This is a genomic window from Marivita sp. (genome assembly GCF_022763305.1).
In the GTDB taxonomy this organism is placed as follows: domain Bacteria; phylum Pseudomonadota; class Alphaproteobacteria; order Rhodobacterales; family Rhodobacteraceae; genus Marivita.
The window spans coordinates 1-4,731 of sequence record NZ_JALEGT010000091.1 but is presented as its reverse complement, the minus strand read 5'-3'; the positions used below and the strand labels follow the sequence as shown (position 1 = coordinate 4,731).

Genomic DNA, 4,731 nt, shown 5'->3' with positions numbered 1-4,731 from the left:
GTGCGAGGCCGGCAAGACCTTGCTGGGACGCCTTCTTGTCGCCGCGGTCCGACTTTTCGCCTGAGGCGTTCGCCATGGCGTGGCTTTCATCAAAAGCGATGATCCCGTCGAAGCCTTCGCCGAGCCAGGACGCCACCTGATCGAGGCGAGAGGCCTTGCCCTCGCGTTCTGCCGAACGCAGCGTGGCATAGGTGACGAAGAGGATTCCTTCGGGCAGGCGGATGTCGCTCCCCTGGCGGAATTTCGAGAGCGGCACGATATCGCTTTCACGCCCACCGAGCGCCGTCCAGTCGCGCCTTGCATCTTCGATGAGCTTGTCACTTTTTGAGACCCAGACGGCGCGGCGGCGTCCCTGCAGCCAATTGTCGAGAATGATACCCGCGACCTGCCGCCCCTTGCCGCAGCCGGTGCCATCGCCGAGGAACCACCCCTTGCGCAGACGGAAGGTACCTTCGTCACCCTCCGCCGCCGCCATGAGCTGACCTTCGATCTCGCTGCGCTTGAACCAGCCTTTGAGATGCGTCTCGTGCGCATTGCCCGCGTAGATTACGCTTTCGAGCTGCGGGGCGGAGAGAAGGCCGTCCGCGACGAGGGTCTTTGGCAGAAGGGGACGATAGGTCGGCACGGGCGGCGGCACCGAGGCCATGGCGGCGGATTGGACAAGTGCGGTCGGATGGACCGCCGCGCCGTCGATCCGGATCGCCTGAAGGTCATAGGCCTCGTAGACCGTGTCCTGCAGCGTGCCCTCGGGTTCGCTCCAGGCTTTTGGCAGGTAGTCGAGCGGTACCGTCTCGATGTCATCAAACGGATGCCTCGCGCGTTCTTCGGCGAGCGTACGGGTTTCCTTGCGGGCGGCGTTGCGCAGGGCGTGCAGGTTGGTCCGGGTCGCGGGTTTCGGCACCGCCAAAGCCGCGCTGGTGGGGCAGGGCGGGGGGCTGCGGCGCTTGGGGCAATGGGTGAGCACAGCGGAAAGAAGATCACCCGTGGTCGCGCAGAGCGGATAATAGGCGGCCTCGATGGTGCCCGGTGCGGTCTCTTGTTCGCCGACCGTGCGCTTGTCGATCACGGTCAGCCGCGTATCGATGGTGGTGCCATGCCGCGCAAAGACCTTGCCGGCGATCGCGGCGGAAAACACCACGTCTGCGCTTTGTGCGATCCGCTGGAATGTGGACTGGAAAGATTTCGTCGTGGGGCGAAAGCTTTCGCCGGTGATGACGACAAGCCGCCCACCCGGCGCGAGACGCGCCAAGGCCGACAACACATGCTGGCTGGTGGCCTGCCGGAACCGCCCCTCGACGTGGTTCGCGGCCGAGAACGGTGGGTTCATCACGATGACTGAGGGCGTGATCGACCGATCCAGCCGGTCGTCGATCGAGGCGGCATCGTGATCCGACACCGTTGCTGCTGGGAACAATTCCCTGAGCAGGGCGCGGCGGATCTCCGCGAGTTCATTGAGCGCCACGCGCGCGCCCGCAATTCGGGCGAAGATCGCCTGCATGCCGGTGCCGGCGGATGGCTCGAGCACCAGGTCTTCATCCCGAAACCCCGCCGCCTGGGCCACGATGGCCGCAAGTGGCAATGGGGTCGAGAATTGTTGCAGACGGACACTGTCCTCAGAACGCCGCGTGTGAGAAGGCGCCAGACCGGCGAGACGTTCGATCATGGTGAGGAAGGCCTGTGGCGAAGGTGCCTGACGCTGCATCAGCGCGCCGTAGCGCGAAAGCATCAGGATCTGGGCGGTTTCGGCGGCCTCATAGGCGTCCTTCCAGACCCAAGCGCCACTGGTGTCGCTGACGCCGAAGGCCTCTTCCATGGCGGCGCGAAGGGCGGCGGCGTCGATGGACGTGCCCGCCTCGAACAAGGGGACGAGGGTTCTTGCAGCCTGGATCAGGTTTTGGGCGAAGCCCGAGGCATCCGGTAGGGCAAGGGGCTCGGCCTCGGGCGCAAGCGGGGCGGAATGGGGGTGAGCGTTCATAGGCAATCTCCGGGGTTGAGGGTTGGCCCCAAGCCCCGGGCGCACTCTCTCACCCGGGAGGGGTCACCCCTCCCGCCCTGCCTCTCGCTCCTTCATGGGAGTGCTGGACTCCGCCCCACGGCGGAAACTTATCCCCAGAAACTGGGGATGGGTCTGTGGGCGCTGTCGCGGGAGCCCTTGTCAGCTTGACGCATTACCAGCTCGCCTAAGTCTTGGGCAGTTTGCGGCCTGCGCATCCGAAACGGGTCCGTCGTCGACCGATCGGCGGCCGTACGCACTTGGACAACCTTCAGGAAGAGCTTTGAAAAAGAAAAAGGCGGCATCAGGGAGGAGGTGGATGCCGCCGATTAGCTTTGATCGGCTCAGGGAGGAGGAGAGAACCGATCACATTCGAAACATAGTGGTCATGCTGCGACCGCACAATAGCTGTGCCATGTTGATTCTGCATTGCGGCAATGCGGACGCACTTGCGGTCTGCGTAAAAGCGAAGCCATTTCCAGCCCGTCCCGGCCTCTAAGGGATAGCCTGCGCTTGAGCGGTAGCGGACTGGGGTGTTTGATCCGGCGACGGTGTGGGCACCGCCTCCCGCGCCTCGGGCAAACAGCCCGTCTCATAGTCGCCGACGAACCCCCAGCAGGCATCGACTTCCTCGCCATCGCGCTCGATGACATAGCCATAGACCCGCCCGCCAAGATAGGCATCGTAGCTGACGATTTCGCCGCGCAGGATGTCTGCCGCTTTTTCGCGCAGCGCTCTGGTGACGCGCTTCACGCCGAACTCTTTTCGGACCGCCTCGAGCGTCACATAGACGTAGCCGACCTGGCCGGAATCCCACGGGCAGTGGAAACCGATCGTGTTCATCGCGAGACCGGAATGATCGTAGAGAAACACTGGCAACAGGACGGACTTGCGTTCGGCGCGCTCGCGCAGCTGGTCCATTGAAAGGTCACTCTGATCCGAGACGCCCGAGAGATCACGCAGGAACGCCTCAGGGCTGGCGAACTGGTGGCTGTCACCCAGCCGGTATCTCCGATGCCAGCAGATTAATGTACCGAGATTGGACCACTCCCGTGGGCTTTCTGCGTCGGGGTCGTGGAAGATCTTGATCGTGAGGCCCTCGTAGGCTTCCTGATGGACGGGGTCGTGCATGTCGATTTCCTTTCTTGAAACGCAATCGACCCGCCGAGCCGGTTGAGGCCGCAGGCGGGTCGATTGAGACGTGGTCAGGTGGTTGGTGAATGTGCCGCTCCGCGGATCAGGCGGCGGCGCGGTTCTGGCGATGCTGGATGTGCTCGACAGAGACCTTGAGAAGCCAATCCTCAAACCCGAGAATGGTCTGGTGATTGGCCACCGCTTCGATCCAGACCGCGCGCGGATCGCTGCCGATCTGCGTCGGGTCGTTGTCGATCCGACCATTGGCCATCCACGGTTCGGGTTGTATGCGTCCAAGCCAATCAGCCAGCGACGGGATCCGCCCCTGGCAGTCTTCGCGCACATGCTGCTCACCGATCCAGCGGATCGGGACGACCCGGCCCGCGCTGTTGGTCAGGCTGTGGCCAAATAATCGCTCCGCCTCGAATATCCCGAGAGCGTGTTATCTGGACAGTCAAGCTGTCTCTTCGGAAAAACCTCCTGCCCTCATTGAGGTTTTCCTGTTCGGCATGGGTGAGACAGTTCATGGGGGCTCCCTCTCTTCTTATCCCTGTTTCACCCCCACCCTGCTCACCTCTTTCTCTCTCTGATTGTGACCTCAGGTGCCGCCCTGGGACGGCGGCCTGAACGGCAGGACTTTCGGGTCACCCCTCGCGATCTGCTCTTCCAGAACCGAGATCAGGCGGCTTTGTTCTTCACCCTCCAGCGCGAGGATCTGGATTTGTTGCGCCAGTGTTTTGATGGTCGCGCGCAACTCGGCCATCTCGCCACCGCGTGCGGTCCGGAGTTCGGCTTCGAGTTCGCGGATACGCTCCTTCAAGCCCGCGACAGATCCCGACCGGAACCGCGCCTCCGCCGCACGAAACTCCGCAAGAACGGCGGTGGCCCGGTTGGCCGTTGCCCGGCTGACACCGGCCTCGCGCGCGAGATTGGCGACGGTGAGGCGCCCGTCGGTATGGACGGAGGTTCCTTCGAGCAGTCGCATCATGGCGGCGCGCAAGGCGTCTTCGGTCTTCTGACTGACGGGCCGTGTCATACCTTTGGGTCCTCCAGATGAGCGATCAGCCGGCGCTTTCGATCATTGTCCTGTGTGATTGCGACCTTCTGAACCGCTGACAGGGTGTTGCCCTGCAGGAGGCGCTCACCCTCTTCGATCGAAGCCTGCCAGGGCGCAACATGACGCGTGGTCAGACAGGAATTGGGGCAACGGTCCGGGCTGCAGCGCGAAATCACCGGGGCCACCGGCTTGTCGTCGGGCCGAAGGCAGAGGGCGCTGGCGGGATCGAAGAAGCAATCGTTCAGAAATCCGACATGCAGGGTCTTCCCAAGATGGGCCAGCATCGTTCGCAGGCGTTTCTGATCGAGGATGCGCCCGGGCAGATCACTGAGGGTATCCCGGATGTGGGAGAACTCCTGCTTGAGACGGGACGATGCCGGGCCGCCGGGCTCGTCACCCTGCAGGTAGGCCTCATAATAGGCGACCACATCGTCCAATTGGCCAAGCGCCCGTTCCTGCTCGACCGCCCGGCGAAAATCTCCGTGCGGCGCGCCGGCATAGCCCTCGAACATCGCCACGGAGGCATGCTTGTACTGGATCTTTCCGG

General features: G+C 63.5%; 3 protein-coding genes and 2 pseudogenes. All 5 read right to left on the bottom strand.

Going from position 1 to position 4,731, the window contains the following annotated elements:
• Positions 1–1,975, bottom strand: a 1,975-nt coding sequence (locus MRY75_RS16355) for a strawberry notch-like NTP hydrolase domain-containing protein (protein ID WP_292309070.1), incomplete at its 3' end; no start/stop codon positions are given.
• A 513-nt stretch (positions 1,976–2,488) separates the two neighbouring features.
• The gene (locus tag MRY75_RS16350) at positions 2,489–3,124 is read right to left on the bottom strand and encodes a hypothetical protein (RefSeq protein ID WP_292309069.1); all 636 of its coding nucleotides are present in this window, start codon (positions 3,122–3,124) and stop codon (positions 2,489–2,491) included.
• A gap of 106 nt (positions 3,125–3,230) precedes the next feature.
• A pseudogene (locus MRY75_RS16345) lies at positions 3,231–3,617 on the bottom strand (hypothetical protein).
• A 108-nt stretch (positions 3,618–3,725) separates the two neighbouring features.
• Positions 3,726–4,163: a hypothetical protein gene (locus MRY75_RS16340; RefSeq protein ID WP_292309068.1), complete on the bottom strand. Its 438-nt coding sequence runs from the start codon at positions 4,161–4,163 to the stop codon at positions 3,726–3,728.
• A pseudogene (locus MRY75_RS16335) lies at positions 4,160–4,731 on the bottom strand (hypothetical protein); the annotation flags it as partial. The pseudogene MRY75_RS16335 and the gene MRY75_RS16340, both read right to left, overlap by 4 nt.